Consider the following 25,759-nt stretch of genomic DNA (forward strand, 5'->3'; position numbering starts at 1 on the left):
CAGATTTGGAAACCGGGCGGACGTCCGGTGACCGGTCAGGAGGCGGCGCGCACCGCGATGCCATTTTCCTGGAGATGCTGCTGCAGTTCACCAGCCTGGAACATTTCCCGGACGATGTCACAGCCGCCGACGAACTCGCCCTTTACGTAGAGCTGCGGGATTGTCGGCCAGTTGGAATATTCCTTGATGCCCTGGCGGATTTCCGAATCGGCGAGCACGTTGACGCTCTTGTAGTCGACACCAATGTAATCAAGAATTTGCACGACCTGGCCGGAGAAACCGCACTGCGGAAACTGCGGCGTGCCCTTCATGAAGAGGACGACGTCGTTAGTCTTGATTTCGTTGTCGATGAATTCGTGAATGCCGCTCATGGGGACCTAATCCTTTCAACAGGCGGGTTAAAGGCCCACCGTTTCAATCGTTGCCTTTAGATAGCATGCGACAGCAGGAATTCCAGCCGCCCGAACCAAAAAAAGACCAGTTCGGGCAGGCCGCTGCCGGGTTGTTGCCGTCGCGTTACGGTCGACGGGCGAGATAGGTCTGAATCTGTTCGATTTCGACATCGGTGAAATGGCTGAAGTCCCATTGGGAAACCTCTGTCATCACGCCGAGATCGCGGCCGCCGACACCCTTGCCGGTGCGCAGCAGCGTCTTAAAATCGGCAGCCGAATAGGATTGTGCCAGTGGCTTAAGCGCCGGCGCCAGGAAGGCTTCCGACTGTTTTGCCGTATCGAGATTGTGGCAATGGCCGCAACCCGTCTTGAAGGCATATTCGCCGATATCGGCCGGGCGAGTGGCGGCAGGGGTGATGACAGCCGGCACCAGATCAGCTTCGAAAGGGATCTTGTCGAGCGCCAGGCCGATGCGTCCGAGCGGCCCCCATTGCGTCGTTCCGGCCACCGCATCGGGAAGCTGCTTCAAACTGCGCATCCAGGCAATGATCGCTGCTATATCATCATCGGTGATATTGGCGAAGTTGCTAGCCGGCATGATGAAGGCGCCGGTACCGTCCTTCTTGACGCCATGGCGGATGAGGCGAACGAGTTCCGCGTCGCTGTACATCGGCACGAAGCGGGTCATGTTCGGCGCGACGATCCGGCCGACGCCCGGCTCGTCGATGAGCACGTTGCCGGCATCGTGATGACAGCCGCCGCACATCAGCGTGCGGGCGCGGCGTTCGGCTTCCTCGGCAGGCAGCGTCGTTTTGACGGAGAAATCGGCGGCCGCAACGTCGTACGTCCTGGAAAGGCGTATCTCCGACAGGGCGTAGACGCCGGCGACGGCGATGAGACAGATCGCGACGACCGCCGCGAGAATGATTTTCACAATGCGTATCATCCGTTATGCCCTCAAGAGCGCCGCAGAATTCGTCCGAAAACCGCTCGCATTTTCATCGTGCCTTAGCTGCGACGCTGACGGCTGCGGCCCGCGGCGGTGCGGCGCTTGCTCACCTGTTTGCGGGCGGGCTTGGGCTTGGCCGCGGTCGCCTTGCGGGCAGCCGTCGTCGGCGCGGCGGGGCGTGTCTTACGCCTTTTGCGCTTCGTCGTGGCGCGGCCGGTGGTTTTCTTCAGGATCTCCTTCAGCACGGTGTCGACGACGCCTGATATCAATTCTTTGACTAGGTCGACCACAAAACCCCTCCGTTCGTGATGGAAACGACATGGCTGCTATTGAATTCCGGAAGAGTTCGGTTAGCAAGACGGCTTCGAGACCATAGCTGCTTTTTACCCATATCAGTGGCGCAGCAGCCGGATCGCAGCAACATGCCGGCCATTCGCCCGGCCGGAAGAGTGGAATGGAATTGATCGAGAAGCGGGTCGTCCTGCATTTCCCGGGCTTCGAGCCGCTTGACGGCGTTGCCCACAGGGCACGCTACGAGCGTTCGGCCAGGCAGAGTGCCGCCGTCTGGGGCTATGCGGTCGAGACGGGGCCAGTGGACGAGGGGAGCAATCCGGTCAGTTTCGAGGTCAGGACGGCTGAGAGGGTAGCGGCGCCCGAGGCAGGGACCGGTTCCCCCGGCTGGCAGACGAAGAGCCGGATCCATATGGTCGATCACGATAGGCTGGTGCGCCGGCTGCGCAGTGGCAACACGCTGAGCCAGATCATTGCAGGCTTCCGAAGCTGCGCCGAGATCATGCTGGAAGGCGGGATGCGGGGATATTTCCGCCATGCCTGGCGCTTCGGCCTGTTCTTCCTCTTCCCGTTCCTGCTGACGGCACTGGCGATCGCGCTGACGGTGCAGATCGCCATTCTGCCCTATGCTCTTAGCTTTTCGCCGTGGCACATGCTCTGGAGCGGACCGCTGGCGCTCTGTTTCTTCATCTTCGCCTTCCTGCCGTTTTCCGAACGCTTCCATACGCTGCATCTCTTTGCCGATTGGGAAATGGCCGTCGCCCTCGGCCGCATGGACCGGACATATTTCAACGACTGGCTGGAAGCCCAAGCCATTGCCGTGCGCAAGGCGCTTGAGGAAGAGGCGGACGAATATGTGATCTCCTCGCACAGCATGGGATCGAGCGTCGCCGCCCATGTCATCGGCATATTGCTGGAAAGGGAGCCGCAGATATTCAGAGGAAAGCGCGTGGTGTTTGCCACACTCGGCAGCGCCATCCTGCAATGCGCGCTCATGTCATCGGCAACGCTGCTTCGCGCCCGCGTCGGGCTGATCGCCCGCTGTCCCGAGATTTCCTGGCTCGACGTACAGTGCCTGACGGATTCGATCAATTTCTACAAGGTGCCGGTCGTTGACGTATCCGGCCATGCGGATGCGCCTCAGGCAAAGATGATCCTGATCCGCGTCAAGCAGATGCTGACGCGCGAGCACTATCGCAAGATCCGTAAGGACCAGTTGCGCGTTCACCGGCAATATGTGCTTGGGCCTGATCTGCAGGCGCCCTTCGATTTCACGCTGCTGACATCCGGGCCGATGCCGGCCTCGGTCTTTGCCGATCCCGACGAAAAGAGAATGCCCGGCTGAGGGCCGGGCATCGTCATCCGGATTGCGTCGGGCTCTATTCCGGCGCGGAGGTCTGCAGGGCCAAAGCGTGCAGCACGCCGCCCATATTGCCCTTCAGCGCCTCGTAGACCATCTGGTGCTGCTGCACACGGCTCTTGCCGCGGAAGACTTCTGCGACGACTTCGGCGGCGTAGTGATCGCCGTCGCCTGCCAGATCGCGGATCGTCACCTTGGCACCGGGAATCCCAGCCTTGATCATGTCTTCGATATCGCCGGGTTTCATGGCCATGATCGTTACTCCTTGCGCATCATTCCGCAGCAAGTTCGCCGCGGCCTTCCATGAAATCAGGGAACCATGATTCATGGGCATCGCGCAATTGCTGAATCGGCAGCGAGATGAGATCGCCGACGACGAGAGCCGTTCCTTCGACCGTGCCGAGACGGCGGAAGGGAACGCCGCCACCTTCTGCATTGACGCAGACGAAATCGGCGACATCGGCAGGCAACGTCAACACGTAGCGCGCCTGATCCTCGCCGAAGAGCAGCGCATGCGGTTCACCCTTGCCTTCGCTCAGATCGATCGTCAGGCCTTTGCCCGAGGCCATCGCCATTTCGGCGAGCGCCACCGCTAGACCACCCGAGGAAATGTCGTGGCAGGCGGTCGCCTGGCCGTTGCGGATCACGGAGCGAACGAAATCGCCATTGCGTCTTTCGGCGAACAGATCCACCTCCGGCGCCGGACCTTCGCGGCTGGAAAGCACATCGCGGAGATAGACGGACTGGCCGAGATGGTTGCCGTCGACGCCGATCATGATCACCTTATCGCCGTCGTTGGCGCTGCCAATGCGGGCCATCTTGCGCCAATCCGGCAGCAGGCCGACGCCTGCGATCGTCGGGGTCGGCAGGATGGCGACGCCGTTGGTCTCGTTGTAGAGCGAGACGTTGCCGGAGACGATCGGGAAATCCAGCGCGCGGCAGGCTTCGCCGATGCCCTTCACCGCCTGAACGAACTGGCCCATGATCTCGGGCTTTTCGGGATTGCCGAAGTTCAGATTGTCGGTGGCGGCGAGCGGTTCGGCGCCTGTCGCGGTGATGTTGCGCCAGCATTCGGCGACCGCCTGCTTGCCGCCTTCGAAGGGGTCTGCCTCGACATAACGCGGAGTGACGTCGGAGGAGAAGGCGAGCGCCTTGGAGGCATGGCCGTCGACACGCACGACGCCGGCATCGCCGCCCGGAAGCTGCAGCGAATTGCCCTGGATCAGCGTGTCGTATTGCTCATAGACCCAACGGCGGCTCGATTGGTTGGCGGAGCCGACGAGTTGCAACAGCGCCTGGCCGTAATCCTGAGGAGCGGCAACGAGATTGGCGGGCAGGGGAGCGTGTTTGCCGGATTCGCGCCAGGGGCGATCATATTCCGGCGCCTGGTCGCCGAGATCCTTGATCGGCAGGTTGGCGACTTCCTCACCTTGGTGCATGACGCGGAAGCGCAGATCGTCGGTCGTCCAGCCGACGATGGCAAAGTCGAGGCCCCACTTGACGAAGATCGCCTTGGCTTCCTCTTCCTTCTCCGGCTGCAGCACCATGAGCATGCGCTCCTGGCTTTCCGACAGCATCATCTCATAGGCCGTCATTCTCTCTTCGCGGACCGGCACCTTGTCGAGCTCAAGCAGGATGCCGAGATCGCCCTTGGCGCCCATTTCGACGGCTGAGCAGGTGAGGCCGGCCGCACCCATATCCTGGATGGCGATGACGGCGCCGGTCTTCATCAGCTCGAGGCAGGCTTCCAGCAGGCATTTTTCAGTGAAGGGGTCGCCGACCTGAACGGTCGGGCGCTTCTCCTCGATCGACTCGTCGAATTCTGCCGATGCCATCGTCGCGCCGCCGACGCCGTCGCGGCCGGTCTTGGCGCCGAGATAGACGACCGGAAGGCCGACGCCCTTGGCTTCGGACAGGAAGATGGCGTTGGACTTCGCAATACCGGCGGCAAAGGCGTTGACCAGGATGTTGCCGTTGTAGCGAGCGTCGAACTCAACCTCACCGCCGACCGTCGGCACGCCGAAGGAATTGCCATAGCCGCCGACGCCGGAAACGACGCCGGAGACGAGATGGCGGGTCTTCGGATGATCCGGCTCGCCGAAGCGCAGCGCGTTCATCGCGGCGATCGGGCGCGCGCCCATGGTGAAGACGTCGCGCAGGATGCCGCCGACGCCGGTCGCAGCACCTTGATAAGGCTCGATATAGGAGGGGTGGTTGTGGCTCTCCATCTTGAAGACGACGCAATCGCCGTCATCGATATCGACCACGCCGGCATTTTCGCCCGGGCCCTGGATGACGCGCGGCCCCTTGGTCGGCAGCGTGCGCAGCCACTTCTTCGAGGATTTGTAGGAGCAGTGCTCGTTCCACATGGCAGAGAAGATGCCGAGCTCGGTAAACGTCGGTTCGCGGCCGATCAGATCCAGAATACGCTGGTACTCGTCGGGCTTCAGGCCATGGCCCGCGATGAGTTCCGGCGTGATCGGGATGGTGTTTGGAATGGTCATGAGCTCTCGAAAGTCCCTGCCGTTGCGCGTTTTCCGCTCTTTAGCCTATGTAGGGACGGCGCGCGACAGGAAAATGCCCGCCGTCAACAGCGGGCGGGCGACTTCTTCGGCCCGGTACGGGCGGCCGCTTCTCAGAGTCTGTTTGACAACTTGCTTTTGATTCTCGATCGATAGCAATGAGGCAAGGCTCCGGCCTCAGCTTTTGTGTGTCGCTGATGTTTACTATAGGAAGCTTTTCTTCTTGGTTGATGGTATCGAGATACAATGCCGGACATACAACAACAGGCAGATGAAAAGGTGTTTGCCGGGCGCGCGCTTGTGGCTGGCGTCGCTACGGGGTCGATCGTATTCAGCGACACGGCGCTCAGCTTCTGGGGCGGCGTCGACTCCCGGACCGGAGAAGTCATCGACCGCCACCATCCCCTGTCGACACAGGTCCTGACAGGAAAGATTCTCGCCATCCCCGGCGGACGCGGCTCGTGTACGGGCAGCAGTGTGCTCATGGAGCTGATCATGAACGGGCACGCTCCCGCCGGTATCGTGGTCTCGCGCCAGGAGGAAATACTATCGCTTGGAGTCATCGTCGCTGACGAAGTGTTCGGCCGATCGATCCCCGTTGTCCAGCTCTCCGAAGACGACTTCGCCGAGCTGCACTCCATCCCTGAAGTCACCCTCATCGGCGATAAGGTCATTGCGAGCCGGATCGAAACCGCCCCAGGTTTCGATGCCGCCGATCGCACCTATGGAAATTCGATAGCGCTGACATCGAGGGATCGGTCCGCTTTGAACGGGGAAATGGGCAAGGCCGTGCAGGTGGCAATGAGGGCCACGACGCGCATGGCTGAAATTCAGGGAGCGACGGAACTCATCGATATCTCCCAGGTCCACATCGACGGCTGCATCTACACCGGGCCGACCAGCCTGGAATTCGCGAAACGCATGCGGGACTGGGAGGGTAGGGTTGCCGTTCCAACGACCCTGAACTCGATATCGGTGGACCAGATGCGTTGGCGGGAGCAGGGCGTGTCTCCCGGCGTCGCCGGACCCGCATCCGAATTGGGTGAGGCCTACGCCTCCATGGGAGCACGAAAGACGTTCACCTGCGCGCCCTATCAGCTGTCGTCCGCACCCAGGCAGGGTGAGCAGGTGGCCTGGGCGGAGTCGAACGCCGTCGTATTCGCGAACAGCGTTTTGGGTGCTCGCACTGCCAAGTATCCTGACTACCTGGATCTGTGCATCGCTCTCACCGGGCGCGCGCCGCTGACCGGGCCGCATATCGCCGACAACAGGCGCGCCAGCCTCGTAGTCAATGTGTCGGGTTTCGTGTCGCGGGATGACATGGTCTACCCCATTCTCGGCTACCACATCGGCAAGCTTGTCGGAGATGAAATTCCGGTCGTGATCGGCCTCGATACGTGGAAGCCGAATCTGGACGACCTAAAGGCGTTCGGGGCGGGTTTTGCGACGACATCAGGCTCTCCCATGTTCCATATCGTCGGTGTCACGCCGGAGGCCGACAGCCTTGAGAGCATTGTCGGAAGCAAGATCAAGGCGAGCTATGAAATCTGTCCCAAGGACGTCGTTGCGGACTGGAGGAAACTCAACGGCGGGTCTGTGGATGCCATCGAGTTCGTCGCGCTGGGCAATCCCCATTTCTCTTTCGACGAATGCGAGCGGCTGGCCGCGCTCTGCGACGGCCTGGCGAAACATCCTGACGTCAAGGTTCTGGTTACCTGCAACCGTGCGACGTTCGAAAGGGCTTCCGCTGCGAATCTCGTCGGCAAACTGTCGGACTTCGGCGTAGAATTCGTAACCGATGCGTGCTGGTGCACACTTGCGGAGCCTGTCATCCCAAAATCGGTCGATACAATTATCACCAATTCCGCGAAGTTCGCTCACTACGGTCCTGGATTGACGGGTAAGGCGCTTCGGTTTGGCAGCCTGGCGGACTGCGTCGCGGCGGCTTGTCAGGGCGAGTTAAAGCCTGTTCGTCCCAAATGGGACTGAACGGTTTCCGCCTGCCGATGGTCGATCAGACGGAGCAGTTCAATCATCCGTCGGCCAACCCGCTGAAATTGTCGAACGGATTCTCAGAACTTGTAGCCGACCTGCAAGCCGGCGCGTGTCATGCCGTCGTTCGGCCCATCGCAGAGATTGGCATGCGAGGAATGGGCGATCTGGGCCATGACATCCAGTGGGCGTTGAAACGGTAGCCGGCGCCCAGATATTCGTGGAAGAGGACGCGACAGCCGAGTTCCGGACCGTCATCATCGCCGTCGAGATCGCCGGTATGGATGACGCCGCCGAAGCCGGCTTCAGCAAAGAGCTTCTCGTTGAAATCGACCGTCCAGGTGAAACCGGTGAAGAACTGGGTGGCTTCGCCCGACGTGCCGATCGAAGTGCCGAGATGGACGCGGGGATGCAACAATTGTTGCTGCCAGCCGACCGCCGTCTTGTAGCCGAAAGGATCGAAGAGAGCGGTAATCTCCGGAAAGACGCCGTCTTCCCTGGAGTGGCCCGACTGCACAGAGGTCGAGACGCCGAAGCGCAATTCATCGAATATCTGGTCGCCGGCATTTGCCGGGTCTCCCGCCGAGATACCGGCTACTGCTGCCACTGATGCCATACTTAAAAAACGCAACGCGATCCTTCCGAAGTCGACCCTCATTTGCTGTCCTTTGATTCACATCAGGTGGGAACAACAATGAGGTAACACGGAGGTTGAGTCGCTGAAGCGCTCCGAATAGGCTCCGGCGTTTTTTCCGATTTATGACGTGTATTTGCAATATCTCATATTTCGCCGTCATAGGCGGAGCCGCCATTTTCCAACAGCCGGCGCAGGATCATCAGCCCCGAGGTCAGTTCCTGCCCCGTCTTCGGCGAAGACAAACCGATGCGAACGCGGTGATAGGCTTTCTCGCCGCGGGCCGCCTTGAACTCGTCCTCATCGTCGACGAGCACACCGTCGCGGTAGGCGGCGTTCTTGAAGGTGCCTGACATCCAGGGCTCCGGCAGTTTCAGCCAGAGGAAGGGCGCGTGGAGGTGCGATTCGAAATCGAAACCCTGCAACTGCTCGCGGGCGAGCTGGACGCGCCTGGAGAGTTCCTCGACACTTGCCTTGCGGATCTCGTGCGCTGTGCCGCTTTCGACGAGGCGCGCACAGGTCTCCGCCAGGATGAAGGGCAGGCCGCCGGTGATCATCTTGTGCGTCACCCTGATGCGCTGGGCAAAATGCGGAGGGCAGGCGACCCAGCCGCCGCGCACGCCGGCGGCAACCGATTTCGACAGGCCGTTGACGAGGAAGGTGCGATCGGGTGCGATCGAGGCGAGCAGCGGCGTATCGTCGTCGGCCATGCCGCCGTAGAGGTCGTCCTCGATCAGCCAGACACTGTGCTTCCTGGCGATTGCGGCGATATCAGCGCGCCGTTCATAGGGCATGATCGCCAACGTCGGATTGTGGACGGTCGGCATCAGGAAGGCGATCTTCGGATGCTGCTGCTGGCAGAGCCGCTCGAAATCCTCGGGGATCATGCCAAGCTTGTCGGAATCGACCGTCAGTGTGCGGCGGCCGAGAAGGCGGGCGCTGCGGCTGACCTGGGTGTAGGTGAGATCCTCGAAGACGATCTTGTCACCCGGCGCCGAGACGGCGGCGATAACGGCGATCGCCGCCGCATGGGCGCCGAGCGTCGGCACGATGTTTTCAACCTCCGGCGTCCAGCCGCTGCGGGCAAGCCACAGGCGGCCGGCCTCGAACCAGTTCTGCGGGAAACTCCGTGAATAGGAGGAGATTTCGGAAAGATGCTGCTCGCCGATCTCCGCGAGGATACCCGCTATGACCTTACCCTGGCCGAGATCGGGCGCGGCTGTCGTGTCAAAACGGATCTTGTTCGCCGGCGCATCCTGGATGCGGGTGCCGCCGAGCGAGACGGTCAGCGGATCGATCTGTTCCCCGGGCGGCGTCTCGGAGCGGTTTAGCACATAGGTGCCGCGCCCCACTTCGCCCGCGACCAGGCCGCGCTCATGCACCAGCGCATAGGCGCGGCCGATCGTGCCGATCGTCACGCCGATATCGTAGGCAAGGTTGCGCTGCGGCGGCAGCTTGCTGCCGGCGGGCAGGGCTCCGCTAGATATGGCGGATTCGATGCTGTCGGCGAGCCGGAGATAGACCGGCCCGGAACCGCGGGAAATATCGGGAAGCCAATTTGTCATGGTGACAATTGTATATATTGGCACATTGTACCCGTCAAGCGTATGAGTCAATTCCAACGGCAAACCGAGAGGATTCCTGGAATGTCTGCGTTGCCTGAGATCAAAATGCCGATTGTACCGATTGTCTCTTACGAGGACAGGAGGCAGATCATCCTCCCCGCCGCTCCCGCTGGGGTGACGACGCGCCTGGGCCGGATCTGGGCCTCCATTCTCCTCTGGCATCAGAAGCGGGAAGGCCGGCGCGCGCTGAGGGGCCTGACGGCGACCGAGCTCAAGGATATCGGAGTGTCACAGTCCGACGCGGCCCGCGAAGTCAGCAAGTCGTTCTTTTGGGACTGAAACGTGCCTTCGGAACTGACCGGGTCGATCAGCTGCAGGCCTTGTTGCCTGCCGACCAGCGATTGACGTCGGTGGTGATACGGCCGGCGACGGGCTCCTGCATCATCGGCCCGAAGGCCTGCAGGCGCGACGGGCTTCCCTCGGCCTGAACGACGAGCAGCGGCCGGCTTTCCGGGCTGCCCTTGTGGACCACCAGGATCCGCGGCCGGCCGGAGAAGGAATTGAGCTCCGGCGCGAGCTTGTAAGCAGCAAAGGCCGGATCACCCGATTTGAACCAGCAGGCATTGGCGCCGAGCGCCACGCGTTCCATCGTCGGCAGTGCGCCACGGTTCGGGCCTGCCGTCGGCGCCGGCGTCTGGCAGGCTGCGAGCATGGCTGCGAGAGCGGTCAACAGGGCGGCGTTTGCGAGGCGAAGGCGCATCAATCTTGCTCCAGATCCGGACGGAAGGATTTTCGGGTGCATGCCGTTGCCCAAGACCGCCGCGCGGTTTTGGACGACGTGCAGGGCTCAGGCGGCGATGACGTCGAGCGCCGAGGCGAAGAGGCCGCGGCCGTCCGAACCGCCATGAGCGGCTTCGATCAAGTTCTCGGGATGCGGCATCATGCCAAGCACGTTGCCGTTTTCGTTGATGACGGCGGCGATATCATTGATCGAGCCGTTCGGATTGGTGCCCTCGGCATAACGGAACACCACCTGGCCATTGCCTTCAATCGCAGCCAGCGTTGCATCGTCGGCGAAATAATTGCCGTCATGATGGGCAACCGGGCAGCGAATGACCTGGCCCTGCGCATAGGCGCGGGTGAAATCCGTCTCGGCATTGACGACTTCGAGCTTGATCTCGCGGCAGACGAATTTCAGCGAGGAATTGCGCATCAGCGCGCCGGGCAGCAGGCCGGCCTCGACGAGGATCTGGAAGCCGTTGCAGACGCCGAGCACCTTCACGCCCTTTGCAGCCTTGTCGATGATCGCCTGCATGACCGGCATGCGGGCGGCGATCGCGCCGCAACGCAGGTAATCGCCATAAGAAAAGCCACCGGGGATGACGATCAGGTCGACATCGGGGATCTCGGTTTCCGTCTGCCAGATCGTCACCGGTGGCTGGCCGGAGATCTTGGTCAAGGCGGCGATCATGTCGCGGTCGCGGTTGAGGCCCGGAAGTTGAACGACGGCTGATTTCATGGGGTCCCTGCGTTTCGCGAAAGATATTGAACTGGAACGCTTTCGGCGAGCCATACTCCATTGTCGGAGACAAAGAAAGAATGACCCTCGGAAAACATGCGGGCCGCATCAGGCGCATGACGCAAAACATAGCTCATATATTTCGAGACTTCCGTCTCCAGCTTTGCTTTCATCATGACGCCAAATCCTCAAAGTCCGCCAGACGACGGGTCTGTGATCATCAGTCGATCGCGATTGCGTAGTTCTCGATCACCGTGTTGGCGAGCAGTTTTTCGCACATGGCCTTGAGATCGGCCTCGGCCTTGCCCTTGTCGGCGCCTTCCAGCTCCAGGTCGAAGACCTTGCCCTGTCTTATATGGCCGACGCCCGAGAAGCCGAGGGCGCCAAGCGCACCCTCGATAGCCTTGCCCTGCGGATCGAGAACGCCGTTTTTCAGCGTGACGGTGACACGAGCCTTGATCACTTTGTCTTTCCTGCCTTACTTGACGAGAACCGGGCCGGTGCCGCGCACGGGCTCGTTTTCATTGATGATGCCGAGACGGCGCGCAACTTCGGAATAGGCTTCGAGCAATCCGCCGAGGTCACGGCGGAAGCGGTCCTTGTCCATTTTCTCGTGAGTTTCGATATCCCAGAGCCGGCAGCTGTCCGGCGAGATTTCGTCGGCGAGGATGATGCGCATCATATCGCCTTCGAAGAGGCGGCCGCATTCGATCTTGAAATCGACGAGCTGGATGCCGACGCCGAGGAAGAGGCCGGTCATGAAGTCGTTGACGCGAATGGCAAGCGCCATGATGTCATCGAGTTCGGCGGGGTTTGCCCAGCCGAAGGCGGTGATGTGCTCTTCGGAGACCATCGGATCGTCGAGCGCGTCGGACTTGTAGTAGAATTCGATGATCGAGCGCGGCAGCACGACGCCTTCGTCGATGCCGAGGCGCTTGGCGAGAGAACCGGCCGCGACATTGCGCACGACGATCTCCAGCGGGATCATCTCTACTTCCTTGATCAACTGCTCGCGCATGTTGAGCCGGCGGATGAAATGAGTGGGGATGCCGATCTTGTTCAGATGGCTGAAGATATATTCGGAGATGCGGTTGTTGAGGACGCCCTTGCCATCGATGACTTCGTGTTTCTTCTTGTTGAAGGCAGTGGCATCGTCCTTGAAGAACTGGATCAAAGTGCCCGGTTCCGGGCCCTCATACAGAATCTTTGCCTTGCCCTCGTAGATACGGCGGCGACGGTTCATCGTGGTCATTCTCTATTGTTGGCGCTCTTGGGATAGCGCGAGTGGATCGATCTCGTGGCGTCCCCTTAAAGGAAAAGAGAGGGTTTCACAATCCGCCTGTCGCTCCTTCCCTGGTTTCCGGATTTCGCGGCCCGGTTTCCGATTTTACGGAATACCGCCAAGAGAATCGAATGAATTCGCAAGACGAGTTTAGCGCTTTTTCCTCTACGGTGGAATGAAGGCGAAATGGCGAGCCGCTTATGCAGGTTTTTATTTGGCGGCTCTGCTTCGCAGCGCGCGGCGAAGCTGCGCCTGCAAGGCGCGAGCGGCGATTTGCCCGTGGCGCCAGCTTCCGGAGCGGATGAAGGAGGGGATCTGCATGGCCGGCATCGGCCGGGCGAGCGCGAAGCCCTGCAGCGTGTCACAGTCGAGTTCTTCGAGAATGCGGATATGCTCCGCCGTCTCGACGCCTTCGGCGATGACGAGAATGTTCAGCGAGCGGCCGATATCGATGATCGAGCCGACCAGTTTGCGCTGCTCGGCCGATTGCGGCAGCATGCGGATCAGCTCGCGGTCGATCTTCAGCGTCTTCGGGCTCAGGCGCAGCAGGCTGACGATCGAGGCATGGCCGGTGCCGAAATCGTCGATCTGGATGTCGATGCCGAGCTTGCGCAGCTTTTTCAGGTTGGCGGCCACCGCCTCGTCGCAATCGTCGAGCGAGATCGATTCCAGCAGCTCGAAGGAGAAGGTGCCGGGCTCGATCTTCAAGGCGCGCAGCTTCTTGCCCAGATCGGGATCGGCGAGCCGCCTGGCGGAGACGTTGACCGATATCTTCGGGATCGGCAGCCCGTCCTTCAGCCACACCTTCCGGTCGGCAATGGCGCGCTCCAGGATCAGCGCGTCGATGGTCGATACGACGTCGAGATCCTCTGCGATGTCGAGGAAGCGGTCGGGCGTCAGCAGCCCGTGCACCGGGTGCTGCCAGCGGGCAAGTGTTTCGACGCCTGCGACATCGAGCGTGCGGGCATCGAACTGCAACTGATAGAAGGGCACGAATTCATTGCGTTCGAGGCCGATCAGGATCTCGTCGGCAAGGTGCTTGGCGGAGATGATGTCGCGGCGGGCAGCGGCTGAGAAGAACTCGAAGCGGTTGCGGCCCAGGCCCTTGGCACGATAAAGGGCGATATCGGCGTCGAGGAGCATCTGCTTGGCGTCGAGCTTCGGTCCGCTGTCGATGGCGATGCCGATGCTGGCGCCGAAACGGCAATCGTGCCCCTCATATCTGACGGGTTTGCGCAATTCGCGGATGACACGTTCGGCAAGGCTGGCGATCTTCTTCGATGCGGGATCGATAATGCAAAGGATGACGAATTCGTCGCCGCCGATGCGGGCCACGAAATCGACGGCGCGGACGGACGTTCTCAGCACGCTTGCGGCATGCTGCAGCATGGCGTCGCCGGCCCGGTGGCCGAGCGTGTCGTTGATCTGCTTGAAGCGGTCGAGATCGATATGCAGGATCGCCAGCGCCAGGCCCTTGGCCCGGCATTCGGCCGCACGCTCGTCCAGCATCTTGTCGAGATAGCGGCGGTTCGGCAGGCCGGTGAGGTAATCGTGCAGCGCCAGGTGCTCGATGCTCTCCTTGGCGGCTTCGAGCTCCCGGTTGCGCGCCTCGGCCAGATCCTTGGCGCGGCGCAGCTCGTTGCGCAGCGCGACTTCTTCGGTGACGTCCCAGTTGGCGCCGATCAGCTTGCGGTGGCCGTTGCCGTCGATGAAGAAGGCCGAGCGGGCGCGGATGACGCGTTCGGCGCCGTCGCCGCGGATGATGCGGTATTCCTGCTGGAAATCACTGCCGCTTTCGACGCTGCGGTCGGACAAGCCAAGCACGCGCTCGCGGTCGTCGGGATGCAGGCTTTTCGCCCAGACGTCGCCGCCGATCTGACGCGAGGCGCCCTGCAGCCCGTAAATGGCGATGAGGCGGTCGTCCCATTCGACGGTATCATGCTCGATATCGGCTTCGAAGACGCCGATGCGGGAAACCTCCAGCGCCAGATCGAGCCGGCGCGACAAACGCGACAGCGTCTCCTCGGCTTCCTTGCGGGCGGTGATATCCGTATCCGTGCCGATGATGCGCGTCGGCACGCCGTCTTCGTCCCATTCGACGCAGGCGCCGCGACACTCGATCCACACCCAGTGGCCGTCCTTGTGGCGCTCGCGATATTCGAAGACCTGGTAATTTGGATCGCCGGCGTTCTGCCGGTCGATTGCATGGACGACGAAATCGCGATCGTCGGGATGAACGAGCTGCAGCCAGGCCTCGTAATCGCCGTCGGCTTCCTCGTCGGGGGCCATGCCGCGGATGGTTTTCCACGTCGGCGAGTAATATTTCCGGTCGAGACGGTAGTTGTGATCCCATACGCCGAGGCCAGAGCCGACGAGCGCATAATTCCAGCGGCTCTCCCGCTCGGTGAGGTCGGAATCGTCGGTTGTCCCATTGCCAATGCCTGCCTCAACCGCTGCGGCATCGCCATGCGGATCACCGGCCTCTGTATGGGCTTTCTTCACGGGCATTCTCGCTTATGTCACCTCGGCGCAGTCTGCTGTCATTCCATTAAGAAAGACTTAGAAAGCACCTGCTCAACAAGCGAGGCGGCGTCTTTTCCGCAATCAGGCGGAGAGCCGGCCGAGGAACTGGGCAAAGACCATGGTGCCTTCGGGCCAGGGGCCGTGACCGGAATCGGCGTTGATGTGGCCGGCCTCGCCGGCATCGACGAGGAAGGAGCCCCAGCTGCTGGCGACATCGTCGGCATGCTCGTAGGTGCCGAACGGATCGTTGCGGCTGGCCACCGTGATCGACGGGAAGGGCAGCGGATCGCGCGGATAGGGGCCGAAGGTCATCAGGTGCTTCGGGCGGATGTCGGGATTGGCGACATCGGGCGGGGCGACGAGGAAAGCGCCCGCCACTCGGTTGCGGAAATGCGGGATGGCATGGATCACGGAGGGCACGCCCAGCGAATGGGCGACGAGGACGACCGGACGGGTCGAGGCGTTCACTTCCTCGGCGATGCGGGCGATCCAGTCCTCGCGGACCGGCTTCGTCCATTCGGCCTGTTCGACACGCCGCGCCGTGCTGAGCTTTGCCTCCCAGCGGCTCTGCCAGTGGCTCGGGCCGGAATTGGTGTAACCGGGGATGATGAGGATATCTGCGTCTGAGGCTTTCATGATGCCGCCGATGTGAGAAAGCTGGTCCAAGATGTCAAGAGGGGGATGTCAAGGGAGGGAGCGACACGGGCCCTGAAAGTTGCTATATTCCTCCAGTGCCGGTTGCGGAATTCGTATCGGCTTGCCCGCCGGTGCTGTCCGCCGCCGATCAGGTCTCGGCTGAGGAGGAGAAAGCCATGGCGGCATTTCACGTCATGACGGGTGCAAGCGAAAGCTTAGCGCGGCCCGTCGTCAATCGCATCGGTATCGCCGACGTCTTCGACGCGCTGAAGCGCGGATACGACGATTTCATGGAGAAACCGTCCCACTATGTGTTCCTGTGCCTGATGTACCCGATCGCCGGCGTTTTCCTGACGCTGTGGACCTCGGGCGCCAACCTTTTGCCGATGGTCTTTCCGCTGATGGCGGGTTTCGTGCTGATCGGCCCGATCGCAGCGATTGGCCTCTACGAGATCAGCCGCCGGCGCGAGGCCGGCCTCGACACCTCATGGAAGCATGCACTCGAGGTGCGACATTCGCCGGCGCTGCCAGCGATCGTGGTGGTCGGGCTCATGCTCTGCGGCCTCTTCGTCGTCTGGCTGGTGACGGCACAGACGCTCTACAGCAATTTGCTCGGCGAGGTCTTTCCGCGCAGCATGGCGGATTTCTTCCGCCAGGTCTTCGGCACGTCAGAGGGCATGCAGCTGATCATCTGGGGCAATCTGATCGGCTTCGTCTTTGCGCTCGTCGTGCTGGCGATGACGGTCATCACCTTTCCGCTGCTGCTCGACCGCGATGTCGGGGCAGTCGCTGCCGTCACGGCGTCGATCCGCGCGCTGGTTCTCAATCCGGTGCCGGTGCTGCTCTGGGGCCTGATCGTCGCCGCGTTGCTCGTCATCGGCACGATCCCGGTCTTTGCCGGGCTTGCGCTGGTTATCCCGATCCTCGGCCATGCGACCTGGCATCTCTATCGCAAGCTGATTGCGCGGGAAGTCACAGCATAACCACGGCCCTGCCTGCGGGGAATCCCGGAGATCCCTCAGGAAATCTCGGATCCCTGGGGGAACCTCGATCCTGCCTCGGAGTTTGTTTTGCCGAGAGCATGATGTCTCGTCGACATCATGCTCCGGAGACGTCGAGGGAGGATTCCAGAGGTGACGATGAAGCATCTGTTCGCCCGCTTCGCAACAAAGGTATCAGAATGGGCGGGAAAACCCGTCATCTTCATCCTGGCACTGATCGCCGTCGTCATCTGGGCGGCACTCGGCCCCCTGTTCGATTATTCGGAAACCTGGCAGCTGGTCATCAATACCGGCACGACGATCGTCACTTTCCTGATGGTCTTCGTGCTGCAGAACGCCCAGACACGCGACACGCGGGCGATACAGGCCAAGCTCAACGAAATCATCCTGACCAGCCATGCCGAAAACCGTTTCATCGGCATCGAGAATCTCGACGAGGAGGAGCTGAAACGTCTCGACGAGCTGGTCGCCAAGGCGGCAAAGGGCAGGGGCGAGACGGAGGCTTGCAGGACATCGGAACCAACCGAAGCAGCAAATGCGACACCGTCGAAAAAGGCGGAGGCGCGCAACCGACGGGTTTCAGCCAAGCCGGTGAAGCAGAGGTAGAGATCGGTCGACTATTTTTATTGGGCTTACCGACTGCCTGAGATCACAGTGCGGACATATTCTCCTTCTTGCTCTCCTGAGCTTGGGCATGTCCCCGGCAAGGAGAAGGGGGGCCGAACAAAGGAAATCCCGTGTCGCCGGGTCACGGGAGTCCTCACAGTATCGAAGTTTGGTTCTTGGGCAGGCGGCGTCATGAGATCACGATGCCGGCTACCATCGCAGCTGGACTATTCGACAACGGTGATATTCAGCACACCTTCATCGACATGGCCGTTTTTATCGGACGTGCGAACAACAATTCTGTCCTTGCCGACAAAGCCCTTGTCAGACGTGTAGTACCCTACCGTGGCAAGCACCTTTGTACCATTGCACTTCTTATAATCGCCCTTGCCATTGGGGAATGCGAGTTCGCGCAGGCTCTCCACCTTGCCATGCTTCGGGGCCTCGCGGATGCGGACCTCTGGTACTACTTTCGCGCTGCAGTCAGGATTGAGGCTGAAGGCGACACCAAGCTTGGTGCGCTCACCGCTTGCCGCGGTGACATTTTTTTGATGACGCGACAATCCATCCGGACCGGTCGTCGTGCAACTCGTCAACGCTGCACTGACGCACATCGTGGCAACCGACAGAATAAATGCTTTCTTCACTAGAACCTCTGTTGTCATTGTTGATCTCGTATTTTGGGCGCAGGCGTCACTGCGTCAGCGGCTGAATCTGGTCATAGCGAATCGTGAACTCGTCGGACAAGGCCTCATCGCTCCCGCATCGCTTCCGATACGATCTCGGCCAACGGCGAATAGAGTTAATCAAGGATACGCCGGCTGCCGGTCTTGACCTTGACGCTGACGGACAAAGCTACGGTATTGGCTTCAGATGCATTCCGTACGATAAAGTCTGTCGTTTCCCGTGTGAACAGCGATGTCGGGTCTGCCATGGTATATCTCCTTTGAAATTTAGCCGTTTTCAATTAAATAGATGACCAGAGCGGTCCAAGCTGAGCCAAGTACAAATACTACAGACCAGATACACATTAGCTGCTTTATTACACCATCCCTATTCCTCAAATAAATCAAGAATCCGGAAAGTATCATCAGCGGATAAACCTGTGGAGATATCAATATCATTTCTACTAAATGGCCATTAAACCGAACAATATCGGAAAGTTCTTCGTATGTGCTATCGTAATATGCTGACTGCCTGAAAAGGCAGTAAAAAACAATAAAATAAGCGAAAGACAATATTACCATTGATCTTCTTGCTATGTGAATTTTATTCACGCTTATTTCCCCGCAATAGATACGCTATTCGACAGTGGTTTGAGTAATCCGTTGCCGAAGCGAACGAAGGATTCGGAACATCGGACAAAAAGAAATGTGTCAGCCGCGAGTACAACCATTTCATTATGCAAATCAGGCGGGACATTGAAAGGTTGCGCAACCACGCAAAGAAGCAGGAACAAAAAGTGGAACGGCGATCTCGGTATTCTTCTCGAGCATAGGCAGGACCAATGAAGTCGGCAGCAGCGTCCCCGAGGAAGGATAAGCGACGTCGATCGAAGAAGGAATGCTTTTCAGATTGATCGCAGCGTCCTTTGCAGGGCTAAAGTCTTTTGCTTTGCGCCACTCCCGCCAAAAATAGTGACGATGCTATGGGACGTGCTGACTTACTTCTTTCCAAGCGGTCGGCCAGAACCACGCTTTTCTGATCTCCCGGTGGGCTTCAGCCAAAAGAGCCTGAGCATCCATGCCGAGAACGTTTCATCGCATCGAAAATCTCGACGAGGAAGAGCTGAAACGACTCGACGAGTTGGTCGCCAAGGCCGCCAAAGGCGGGGAGCGGAGGCAGCGAATGCGGAACCGTCGAAAAAGGCGGAGGCACGCAAGCGTCCTGTGGCTGCCAAAGCGCCGAAGCAAAAACAACGGCCGCTTGAGAAAAGCTAGACTATGAAATACAATCGGCAATTATATTGAGTTCATTAAATCCAACTCCGTAGGGGAAAATGAACGACTCCCTTCTTAGAGAGCCGCAGGTCGAGCTGTTCTTTCAGGCTTATTTCATAGGAATGGCGTTAGGTCATTTGCCATTTTTCTTCGACGATATCGGCTTTATCGCGTTTATTCCAAAGTTTATTGTTTCGCTGCCAATCGTTTTTATATTATTTATTTTTTATCGCGTTAAATACAGTGAAATAAATTCACGGCCAGTTCTTTGGTCATTTATCATTTTTATAGCAATTTTATTGCTGATCACGGCGGCTTTCTTGCTGTTGTCAGGTGGCAGCATTCAAAGGCTGACCTTATTAGCTTTTTTCTTAGTCATTTCCCTGCCTTCTGTCTTCGTCGCCTGCATGTACTTTACAGTTATGATCAGGCTGCGACTGAGGGGAAAAGCCGTCCGATAGATTCTCGATGGAGAGGTATGCCGGCAGAAAAACGGCGCCTGCAAGGGCGCCGCTATATCGTTGGCCGCTATATCGTTGATTGCAGATCGCTCAGGCGTTGCCGAAGACGCGGCGGAAGATCGTGTCGACGTGTTTGGTGTGGTAGCCGAGGTCGAATTTTTCGCGGATGTCCTCTTCCGACAGTGCGGCGCGGACTTCCGCATCAGCAAGCAACTCCTCCAGGAAATCCTTGCCCTGTTCCCAGACCTTCATAGCGTTGCGCTGGACGAGGCGGTAGGCGTCCTCGCGGGAGGTGCCGGCCTGGGTCAGTGCCAGCAGGACACGCTGCGAATGGACGAGGCCGCGGAATTTGTTGAGGTTCTTTTCCATGTTCTCGGGATAAACCAGCAGCTTCTCGATGACGCCGGCAAGCCGCGACAGGGCGAAATCGAGCGTCACGGTGGCATCGGGGCCGATCATGCGCTCGACCGAGGAGTGGGAGATATCGCGCTCGTGCCAGAGGGCGACGTTTTCCATGGCCGGCATGGCATAGGAGCGGACCATGCGGGCAAGACCGGTCAGGTTTTCGGTCAGAACCGGGTTGCGCTTGTGCGGCATGGCCGAGGAGCCTTTCTGGCCGGGCGAGAAATATTCCTCGGCTTCGAGCACCTCGGTGCGCTGCAGGTGGCGGATCTCGGTTGCCAGCCGCTCGATCGACGAGGCGACGACGCCGAGGGTGGCGAAATACATGGCGTGGCGGTCACGCGGGATGACCTGCGTCGAAACCGGCTCGGCCTTTAGGCCAAGGGCCTCGGCGACATGTTCCTCGACGCGCGGATCGATATTGGCGAAGGTGCCGACGGCGCCCGAGATGGCGCAGGTCGCGACTTCCTCGCGGGCGGCGACGAGGCGCTGGCGGCAGCGCTCGAATTCGGCATAGGCGAGCGCCAGCTTGACGCCGAAGGTGGTGGGCTCGGCATGGATGCCGTGCGAACGGCCGATGGTGACGGTGTCCTTGTGTTCGAAGGCGCGGGTTTTCAGCGCCTCGAGCAGGCGATCGATATCGGCAAGCAGGATGTCGGTGGCGCGGACCAGCTGGACGTTGAAGCAAGTGTCGAGCACGTCGGACGAGGTCATGCCCTGGTGGACGAAGCGCGCATCCGGGCCGACGATCTCGGCGAGGTGGGTGAGGAAGGCGATGACGTCATGTTTGGTGACGGCCTCGATCTCATCGATGCGGTCGACGTCAAAGGTGGCGGCGCCGCCTTTCTCCCAGATCGTCTTTGCCGCCGATTTCGGGATGACGCCGAGTTCGGCCAGCGCGTCGCAGGCATGCGCCTCGATCTCGAACCAGATGCGGAACTTGGTTTCGGGAGACCAGATGTCGACCATTTCGGGCCGGGAATAACGCGGGATCATGGGCGGCTGCCTTTCAAGAGGTTTGTTAGCGCCCCTGTAGCAAAGACGGGCGGCAATCTCAACGCATGCGTTTGGCAAGATGATAGCTGCTTGCGACAAGACAGACGAGGCCGAGCGGCAGGAAGAGGCGCAGGCCGATCACCAGGAACTGGTAGACGGCGCTGATACTGGTGAAGACGAACTGGAAAGCCCAGACGATACTGCCGAAGGGGGCGTGCCAGCGCGAATAGAACATCCGGTATTCCATGGCGAAGAGGAAAGCGGTCATCAGGATCGTGGCCGCTGTCAGCGTCACGAAAAAAGCGGCAAAACGCGTTTCCAGTGGCCTGTCAAAGGCGAGGAAGCGGGCGACCGGCAGGGCGAACGGCCAGGCAAACAGGCCGCCGGCGAAATAGAGTGCGGCGATCTCGGCAAGGCGGCTCGTCTGCAGGCCGTTGCGCAGGTAAAGGCCGAGCATGGCGGCGGCAAGCATCTGCATGCCCCAAAGCAACGCGCCGGCGATCAGATCGGGGTAGGGCGGCCGTGCAGCTCTTAGACGATCCATCCGGGGGCGATCCGTCCTCGGGCGATCCATGTTCAGGGATGAACCGGAACGGCGATCCAGCGTCCGTTCCTGTCGGCATCGAAAGCCAGGACGAGGGCGATGTGAACCTGGTTTCCGCCTTCCGGCTGATAGACCACGGCGCCGCCGATCCGGTATTCGACGGAACATACGCGCTCGGCCGGAACTGCGGTGGCCTGGCGCGCCGCCTGCCGGTTCGGAGCGCCTTCCTTCTCGATCATCTGCAGGCTGAAGCCGATGACCCGCTTGTCGACTGCAGCGCAATCCTTCGGCGTTGGTACCGGCATCTCGCCGAGCGAGAGCGTATAGGGCGATTTCGGCGGGCCGTCGGTCGCAAGTGTCGTGTAGCGGATCGTCTTCGAAGGGGAGCCGAGTTCGGTCGGCGGATTGAAGGCGGCGATCAGGCCGGGATTGGTCAGAAGATCGTATTTGTCCATCTGGCTGCGCGCCGCCGTCAGGTTCTGCCGCCGCGCCTTGGAAAGATTGGCATCCTTGTCGGTCAGCTCCGTGTGGAAGGGCGTGCCCTCGAGATAGTGGCCGTCTTCAGTATCGATGAAATAGGTGTTGGAGTAGGGAAGGTTGCCGCTCTCCTGGATGCCGAACTCCTGAAATCCGAAGACCTTGCCGTCGGCGGAAAAGCCGATCGGCTGGATATTGGCGATGTCGCCGGCAAGCGACAGGCCGGGCAGGCCGGCAAATGTGACGGCAAGCATGCCACCGATAATCAGACGTTTCTTCATGCTCGTGCCCCTTCGGCTGCCTGACGCAGATCGGCGACAGTCCGGCGATAATCCTCGACCGTATCGCCCTTGAAAATTGCCGAGCCGGCGACGAGAACGTTGCCGCCCGCCCGCGCGATATCAGGCGCCGTTTCCACCGTGACGCCGCCGTCGACCTCGAGCTCAATCGGCCGATCACCGATCAGTGACTTCGCCGCCGCGATCTTCTTCGCCATCGCCGGAATGAACTTCTGCCCACCGAAGCCGGGATTGACCGACATGATCAGGATGAGATCGACATCGTCGAGCACGTTCTCGATGGCGCTGAGCGGTGTCGCCGGATTGATCGTCACCCCGACCTTCTTGCCGAGATTGCGGATAGTCTGCAGCGAGCGGTGCAGATGCGGTCCGGCTTCGGCATGGACGGTGATACGGTCACAGCCGGCCTTGGCGAAGGCTTCGAGATAGTCGTCGACCGGGGAGATCATCAGGTGGCAGTCGAAGGTGGCTGACGTATAGGAGCGCAGCGACTTGATGACATCGGGGCCGAAGGAGATGTTCGGCACGAAATGGCCGTCCATCACGTCGAGATGGATCCAGTCGGCGCCGGCGGCCGTCACGTCGCGGACCTCCTCGCCGAGCCTGGCGAAATCCGCTGCGAGGATCGAGGGGGCAATGCGAATGGGCAGCGTCATCAAATCTTACTCCGTATGGGCCGCCATTTGAGCGCGGGGCCCGAATTCAAGGCTGGCGCGCCGCTCATTGCGTCGGCGCGGCAGGTGGAAAAAAGCCGTTGCCCCGCCATTCGAGCAGGCGGTAGGGATTTTGCGAAAGTTCATGCGCGCCGGTGAAGGCGATAGCGCCGACCGGCGTCTGGAATGTCGTGCCGAGAAGCATCTCCTGAAGGGGCTTGCCCACCGCAGTTGCGGCTTGTCCCGCCTGGCCGGCAATGAGGGCGGCGGCCAGCGACGGCAGGACATAACCTTCCGGCTCGATGCCTTTGGCGCGCAGCGCGTCTGCCGCGGCCGTGCCTTCCTGCAGGATGGCATATTCGGGCAGGGCGACGGCGCGCACGCCGGCATCAAGCGGCAGCGGCTGGTCGGCAGCGCGCATGGCATCGCCGCCGAGGATGGAAAGCTGGATGTTCTCGGCCTTGGCGTCGCGGGCGATGACGGCGACGTCGTTGCGGTCGCCGCCGATGAAGACCCTGGTGGCGCCGGCCCGTTTCAGGCGGCGGACGAGGGCAATCTGCTGTTCCTGTCCCGGCCGGTAGGTATCGGTAAAGACTGGCTTCAGGCCGTTCTGCTCCAGCGCATTGCGCACCGCTTCCGTCAGTTCGCGGCCATGAATGGTGCCGTCCTCGATCAGGGCGATCGGATCGGCGGCCCAGTCCTTCAGGATCACCTCGATGACCTTTGCCGCCTCGGCACCGTCGGCGGGCGCCGCGCGGAAAAGCGGCCAGCCGTTCTTCAACGCATCCTCCATCAGGATGCGGGAGCGCACGGAGACGGTGATCGCGGGGATATTGGCATCCTTCAGCTTCGGCAGCGCGTCTTCCAGCGTCTCGCTGCAGAGAAAGCCGACCGCGACCTGTACCTTGGCATTGACAAGCGCATCGGCGACCGCGGCACCACTATTCTCCTCGCAGGTCTCGTTGATGGCGACGAGGGTATTTCCGGACTGCTGGATCTCGAAACCGGCGCCGGCGGCAATCTGGGCGCCGAGGAGGGCGAGCGGGCCGTTCTGAGGGGCGACGACGCCGATCGTCACGCCGGCCGCATGGCTTTCAGCCGCCGCTCCCAGCAGCGCCAGAAAAGCTGCTATGCCACGCAGGTTGATCATGAAAGGCGGAGATCCCTAGCCATCGTCCATGCCCTTTTATCCGCAAGGCCGCGATCGTCAAAGAAAAACAAGCGCAACGCAGCGCTTTTCACCGGTCCTATTGTAGAAAAGGTAACCGATGCTCGCCATATTGGCGCGATAGCAAGTCGATCCAGACAGAGTAAGCGCGTACGGGAGAAGCAGGTGTTGAACAGGCAGCATATCGACCCCGGCCTTTATCGCGATGCCATGAGCCGTTATGCCGGCCATGTGCAGCTCGTGACGACGGCAATGGGCGAGCTGCGCCGCGGCGTCACCATCACCGCCGCCTGCTCGGTCTCGGACAATCCGGCCTCGGTGCTGATCTGCCTCAACAACACCAATCCGAAGAACGAGATCTTCTTTCGCAGCGGCATCTTCGCGCTTAACACGCTCGGCGCCCACCACCAGGGCGTGGCCGACGCCTTTTCCGGGCGCACGTCGCTTGCCAATGACGACCGTTTCGCCAGCGCCCGTTTCGATATGCTTGCCACCGGTGCGCCCGTGCTGGCCGACGCACTTGCCGCCTTCGATTGCCGGGTGATCGATATCAAGGAAATGCCGACGCACAATGTCATCTTCGGCGAGGTCGCGGCTGTCCGCTTCAGCGAAAAACACCCGGCGCTCATCTATATGAACCGGGATTATCACGCGCTGTAATTGGAGCGCCGTGCGTCATTGCATTTCGAGGGAATAAAGAATGGACAATGCCGGGATCGAGGAAATGTTTCAGGGGCTTGGCCCCGTCACGGTCAAGCGCATGTTCGGCGGCAAAGGCATCTATCATCTCGGGCGCATCATTGCGCTCGAAGTGCGCGACGAGATGCTGCTGAAAGCCGACGAGACGAGCGCTCCGGAATTTGCCGCTGCCGGCGCCACGCAATGGACCTATGAGGGCAAGAAGGGCAAGCCGGTAAAAATGCCCTACTGGTCGATCCCCGACGAGGCCTACGACGATCCCGATCTAATGGCGAAATGGGTAAGGCTTGCCTATGAGGCGTCGCTTCGCGCCGAATAGCTAGAGCAATTCCAGCAAAAGTGCGTAGCGGTTTTGCGTCCGGAATTGCGTGAAAACAAAGAGATAGAGCATTTCGGTGATTCGGAGAAAAACGGAAATGCTCTAGCGTTCAGCGGTCGGCAAGGCTGCTATCGCAGCCTTGGTGAAGGCCGACAGTGGCTCGGGTAGATCCGTCAGCGGAAACCAGCCGAAATCCGAAAGCTTGTCCGGTTCGGTCAGTTGCGGCTCGCCCTCGACGTCGCGGGCGAGATAGAGGATCGAGATCCAGTGTTGGCGGTCGGCATCGATGATCTGTTCGGTCACGCTGATTCGTTCGATGCGGCCGATCGTCAGGCCGGTTTCCTCCTCGGCCTCACGGCGCGCGGCAGTCTCTGCCGGCTCCATATGATCGACCTTGCCGCCGACGATATTCCAATAGCCGGCTTCAGGTGGTCGCATGCGTTTGTAAAGAAGGATCCTGGCGTCGCGCAGAATCACCAGACCGACGCCGAGACCCGGAAAATCAATGCCGGGCCTGCCCATAGTAATG

General features: G+C 60.5%; 30 protein-coding genes and 1 pseudogene. 9 read left to right on the forward strand and 22 right to left on the reverse strand.

Features of this window, described 5'->3' with window-relative positions:
- Positions 1–35: 35 nt before the first annotated feature.
- From grxD to HX898_RS04555, 3 genes are all read right to left on the reverse strand, one after another.
- Positions 36–371 carry a Grx4 family monothiol glutaredoxin gene (gene grxD, locus HX898_RS04545; RefSeq protein ID WP_138329317.1) on the reverse strand — a complete coding sequence of 112 codons (336 nt, stop codon included), beginning with the start codon at positions 369–371 and terminating at the stop codon, positions 36–38.
- 145 nt (positions 372–516) lie between these two features.
- Positions 517–1,338: a c-type cytochrome gene (locus HX898_RS04550; protein WP_171598726.1), complete on the reverse strand. Its 822-nt coding sequence runs from the start codon at positions 1,336–1,338 to the stop codon at positions 517–519.
- A gap of 62 nt (positions 1,339–1,400) precedes the next feature.
- Positions 1,401–1,631, reverse strand: a complete 231-nt coding sequence (locus HX898_RS04555; RefSeq protein ID WP_138389075.1) for a hypothetical protein — start codon at positions 1,629–1,631, stop codon at positions 1,401–1,403.
- 164 nt (positions 1,632–1,795) lie between these two features.
- Between HX898_RS04555 and HX898_RS04560 the strand changes: the two genes are divergently transcribed.
- Entirely contained in the window at positions 1,796–2,977 is a 1,182-nt protein-coding gene (locus tag HX898_RS04560; RefSeq protein ID WP_180194099.1) for a hypothetical protein, read from the forward strand.
- 34 nt (positions 2,978–3,011) lie between these two features.
- Here HX898_RS04560 and HX898_RS04565 read toward each other — a convergent pair whose 3' ends face one another.
- Positions 3,012–3,245, reverse strand: a complete 234-nt coding sequence (locus tag HX898_RS04565; protein WP_003586236.1) for a BolA family transcriptional regulator — start codon at positions 3,243–3,245, stop codon at positions 3,012–3,014.
- Between the two features lie 19 nt (positions 3,246–3,264).
- A complete protein-coding gene (purL, locus tag HX898_RS04570) occupies positions 3,265–5,496 on the reverse strand; it encodes a phosphoribosylformylglycinamidine synthase subunit PurL (protein WP_180194100.1) in 2,232 nt (743 codons plus the stop codon).
- Between the two features lie 264 nt (positions 5,497–5,760).
- On the opposite strand from purL, the gene HX898_RS04575 reads away from it, so the two are divergent.
- Positions 5,761–7,503, forward strand: a complete 1,743-nt coding sequence (locus tag HX898_RS04575; RefSeq protein ID WP_180194101.1) for an aconitase family protein — start codon at positions 5,761–5,763, stop codon at positions 7,501–7,503.
- Between the two features lie 118 nt (positions 7,504–7,621).
- Here the strand turns inward: HX898_RS04575 and HX898_RS04580 are convergent, their stop codons facing one another.
- Both HX898_RS04580 and HX898_RS04585 read right to left on the reverse strand, forming a co-directional pair.
- On the reverse strand, positions 7,622–8,113 hold the full coding sequence (locus tag HX898_RS04580; RefSeq protein ID WP_348649438.1) for an acyloxyacyl hydrolase: 492 nt from the start codon (positions 8,111–8,113) through the stop codon (positions 7,622–7,624).
- Between the two features lie 173 nt (positions 8,114–8,286).
- Entirely contained in the window at positions 8,287–9,705 is a 1,419-nt protein-coding gene (locus HX898_RS04585) for a PLP-dependent aminotransferase family protein (protein WP_180194102.1), read from the reverse strand.
- 81 nt (positions 9,706–9,786) lie between these two features.
- Here HX898_RS04585 and HX898_RS04590 point away from each other — a divergent pair, with 81 nt between their 5' ends.
- A complete protein-coding gene (locus HX898_RS04590; RefSeq protein ID WP_138389081.1) occupies positions 9,787–10,044 on the forward strand; it encodes a DUF1127 domain-containing protein in 258 nt (85 codons plus the stop codon).
- Between the two features lie 28 nt (positions 10,045–10,072).
- On the opposite strand, the gene HX898_RS04595 is transcribed toward HX898_RS04590, so the two are convergent.
- From HX898_RS04595 to HX898_RS04625, 7 genes are all read right to left on the reverse strand, one after another.
- A complete protein-coding gene (locus HX898_RS04595) occupies positions 10,073–10,465 on the reverse strand; it encodes a hypothetical protein (RefSeq protein WP_180194103.1) in 393 nt (130 codons plus the stop codon).
- An 87-nt stretch (positions 10,466–10,552) separates the two neighbouring features.
- Positions 10,553–11,224: a phosphoribosylformylglycinamidine synthase subunit PurQ gene (purQ, locus tag HX898_RS04600; RefSeq protein ID WP_180194104.1), complete on the reverse strand. Its 672-nt coding sequence runs from the start codon at positions 11,222–11,224 to the stop codon at positions 10,553–10,555.
- Positions 11,221–11,400: a hypothetical protein gene (locus tag HX898_RS04605; RefSeq protein ID WP_180193654.1), complete on the reverse strand. Its 180-nt coding sequence runs from the start codon at positions 11,398–11,400 to the stop codon at positions 11,221–11,223. Before HX898_RS04605 ends, purQ begins: the two co-directional genes overlap by 4 nt.
- Positions 11,401–11,444: 44 nt before the next feature.
- Positions 11,445–11,687, reverse strand: coding sequence for a phosphoribosylformylglycinamidine synthase subunit PurS (purS, locus tag HX898_RS04610; RefSeq protein ID WP_018072257.1), 243 nt, complete (start codon positions 11,685–11,687; stop codon positions 11,445–11,447).
- A gap of 15 nt (positions 11,688–11,702) precedes the next feature.
- A complete protein-coding gene (purC, locus tag HX898_RS04615; RefSeq protein ID WP_018242191.1) occupies positions 11,703–12,467 on the reverse strand; it encodes a phosphoribosylaminoimidazolesuccinocarboxamide synthase in 765 nt (254 codons plus the stop codon).
- Positions 12,468–12,716: 249 nt separating this feature from the next.
- Positions 12,717–15,014, reverse strand: a complete 2,298-nt coding sequence (locus tag HX898_RS04620) for an EAL domain-containing protein (protein WP_138389084.1) — start codon at positions 15,012–15,014, stop codon at positions 12,717–12,719.
- A 96-nt stretch (positions 15,015–15,110) separates the two neighbouring features.
- Positions 15,111–15,665, reverse strand: coding sequence for an alpha/beta hydrolase (locus HX898_RS04625; protein WP_130825528.1), 555 nt, complete (start codon positions 15,663–15,665; stop codon positions 15,111–15,113).
- A gap of 176 nt (positions 15,666–15,841) precedes the next feature.
- On the opposite strand from HX898_RS04625, the gene HX898_RS04630 reads away from it, so the two are divergent.
- Both HX898_RS04630 and HX898_RS04635 read left to right on the forward strand, forming a co-directional pair.
- A complete protein-coding gene (locus HX898_RS04630) occupies positions 15,842–16,648 on the forward strand; it encodes a DUF2189 domain-containing protein (protein ID WP_138389085.1) in 807 nt (268 codons plus the stop codon).
- Positions 16,649–16,804: 156 nt separating this feature from the next.
- Positions 16,805–17,272, forward strand: coding sequence for a low affinity iron permease family protein (locus HX898_RS04635; protein ID WP_138389086.1), 468 nt, complete (start codon positions 16,805–16,807; stop codon positions 17,270–17,272).
- Between the two features lie 227 nt (positions 17,273–17,499).
- On the opposite strand, the gene HX898_RS04640 is transcribed toward HX898_RS04635, so the two are convergent.
- Together HX898_RS04640 and HX898_RS33405 are read right to left on the reverse strand one after the other, a co-directional pair.
- Positions 17,500–17,937 (reverse strand): hypothetical protein, encoded by a 438-nt coding sequence (locus HX898_RS04640; RefSeq protein ID WP_210258849.1) that lies wholly within the window; start codon positions 17,935–17,937, stop codon positions 17,500–17,502.
- Positions 17,938–18,074: 137 nt separating this feature from the next.
- The gene (locus HX898_RS33405) at positions 18,075–18,206 is read right to left on the reverse strand and encodes a hypothetical protein (protein WP_281385515.1); all 132 of its coding nucleotides are present in this window, start codon (positions 18,204–18,206) and stop codon (positions 18,075–18,077) included.
- Between the two features lie 787 nt (positions 18,207–18,993).
- Here HX898_RS33405 and HX898_RS33115 point away from each other — a divergent pair.
- Together HX898_RS33115 and HX898_RS04645 are read left to right on the forward strand one after the other, a co-directional pair.
- Positions 18,994–19,212, forward strand: a pseudogene (locus HX898_RS33115) (low affinity iron permease family protein); the annotation flags it as partial.
- 59 nt (positions 19,213–19,271) lie between these two features.
- Entirely contained in the window at positions 19,272–19,673 is a 402-nt protein-coding gene (locus HX898_RS04645; protein WP_138389087.1) for a hypothetical protein, read from the forward strand.
- A 90-nt stretch (positions 19,674–19,763) separates the two neighbouring features.
- Here HX898_RS04645 and purB read toward each other — a convergent pair whose 3' ends face one another.
- The 5 genes from purB to HX898_RS04670 form a co-directional block, all read right to left on the reverse strand.
- The gene (purB, locus tag HX898_RS04650; RefSeq protein ID WP_138389088.1) at positions 19,764–21,071 is read right to left on the reverse strand and encodes an adenylosuccinate lyase; all 1,308 of its coding nucleotides are present in this window, start codon (positions 21,069–21,071) and stop codon (positions 19,764–19,766) included.
- A 58-nt stretch (positions 21,072–21,129) separates the two neighbouring features.
- Entirely contained in the window at positions 21,130–21,615 is a 486-nt protein-coding gene (locus tag HX898_RS04655; RefSeq protein WP_027667533.1) for a hypothetical protein, read from the reverse strand.
- A gap of 32 nt (positions 21,616–21,647) precedes the next feature.
- Entirely contained in the window at positions 21,648–22,373 is a 726-nt protein-coding gene (locus HX898_RS04660) for a DUF2259 domain-containing protein (protein ID WP_180194105.1), read from the reverse strand.
- A complete protein-coding gene (gene rpe, locus HX898_RS04665) occupies positions 22,370–23,047 on the reverse strand; it encodes a ribulose-phosphate 3-epimerase (protein ID WP_003559730.1) in 678 nt (225 codons plus the stop codon). Before rpe ends, HX898_RS04660 begins: the two co-directional genes overlap by 4 nt.
- A gap of 64 nt (positions 23,048–23,111) precedes the next feature.
- The gene (locus tag HX898_RS04670; RefSeq protein WP_180194106.1) at positions 23,112–24,194 is read right to left on the reverse strand and encodes an ABC transporter substrate-binding protein; all 1,083 of its coding nucleotides are present in this window, start codon (positions 24,192–24,194) and stop codon (positions 23,112–23,114) included.
- 183 nt (positions 24,195–24,377) lie between these two features.
- On the opposite strand from HX898_RS04670, the gene HX898_RS04675 reads away from it, so the two are divergent.
- Positions 24,378–24,872, forward strand: a complete 495-nt coding sequence (locus HX898_RS04675) for a flavin reductase (protein WP_029874227.1) — start codon at positions 24,378–24,380, stop codon at positions 24,870–24,872.
- Between the two features lie 40 nt (positions 24,873–24,912).
- Positions 24,913–25,230, forward strand: coding sequence for a TfoX/Sxy family protein (locus tag HX898_RS04680; protein ID WP_003540033.1), 318 nt, complete (start codon positions 24,913–24,915; stop codon positions 25,228–25,230).
- 102 nt (positions 25,231–25,332) lie between these two features.
- Here HX898_RS04680 and HX898_RS04685 read toward each other — a convergent pair whose 3' ends face one another.
- Positions 25,333–25,752, reverse strand: coding sequence for an NUDIX domain-containing protein (locus HX898_RS04685; protein ID WP_180194107.1), 420 nt, complete (start codon positions 25,750–25,752; stop codon positions 25,333–25,335).
- Positions 25,753–25,759 lie beyond the last annotated feature (7 nt).

It is taken from the genome of Rhizobium sp. WYCCWR 11128, from assembly GCF_013416305.1.
Taxonomy (GTDB): domain Bacteria; phylum Pseudomonadota; class Alphaproteobacteria; order Rhizobiales; family Rhizobiaceae; genus Rhizobium; species Rhizobium indicum.